General features: G+C 34.2%; 1 protein-coding gene. It reads left to right on the top strand.

The window, feature by feature from the left end; genetic code table 11:
- Window positions 1–438 precede the first annotated feature (438 nt).
- Window positions 439–687, top strand: a complete 249-nt coding sequence (locus tag GB992_RS10635; protein ID WP_002831196.1) for a GlsB/YeaQ/YmgE family stress response membrane protein — start codon at window positions 439–441, stop codon at window positions 685–687.
- The last annotated feature ends 126 nt before the right edge of the window (window positions 688–813 follow it).

An 813-nucleotide genomic window follows, 5' to 3' on the forward strand; every position in this document is an offset into this window, starting at 1 on the left:
TCCTTTCATGATTGTTTTCGCAAACATCATTTTACAGAAATTTGGCCATGGGCCATTCTTTATTTAATTAGTGTTGCACTTAAAGTGTAAATTCAAGTTTAAGAAAAAATGATTAATGCTAAGTTAACTGATCTATCCGAAAATTCATATTGGTGTAGCTAATAATATAAGTTGACACCCAGTCAACCCAATACTAGCAATCTCAAAAATTGGTTAATGGACACTCCACTTGATCGGAGATATGAAACATAAATAATTGTTTTACATACCTATTTTATTATTGAAACATTTATGAAATAAATAGCATGCACAGGAAATATTGTGAATTTGTTCAACAGCTTTGATAGTATGGTTTCCTTGCATCACACCCTTGATAAGGTTATATTTATCCTTGTAATCATTATAGAACGTTTGTTCAAAAAAGAGGAAGTGGATTTTATGCATTGGTTATGGGTTTTAATTGTTGGTGCTGTTATCGGCGCAATTGCTGGTGCCATCACTAATCGGGGCGCAGCTATGGGCTGGATTAGCAATATTATTGCTGGCTTAGTTGGCTCATCCATTGGTGAAGCTATTTTAGGCAGTTGGGGGCCAAATATAGCTGGTATGGCCATTATTCCGTCAATTATAGGTGCAATAGTTGTTGTAGCAGTAGTTTCTTTCTTTTTAAGTCGTAGCACAAGATAAATTTTTCCCTATATGTTAAACTTTTTAACAAGGCAAATTACAAGTTTAATCCGAACAAGCCCGGAATCTTTCAATGGCAGTCTGTTGATGATGTATTTTTAATGGTCGTTGATTAATTAGTTCAAG

Origin of the sequence: Furfurilactobacillus milii (assembly GCF_009863985.1) — a bacterium.
GTDB lineage: Bacteria > Bacillota > Bacilli > Lactobacillales > Lactobacillaceae > Furfurilactobacillus > Furfurilactobacillus milii_A.

Bases quoted from the DNA above. Each gene is read 5' to 3' on its own strand.
- GB992_RS10635 (WP_002831196.1), top strand. From the start codon at position 439: ATGCATTGGTTATGGGTTTTAATTGTTGGTGCTGTTATCGGCGCAATT.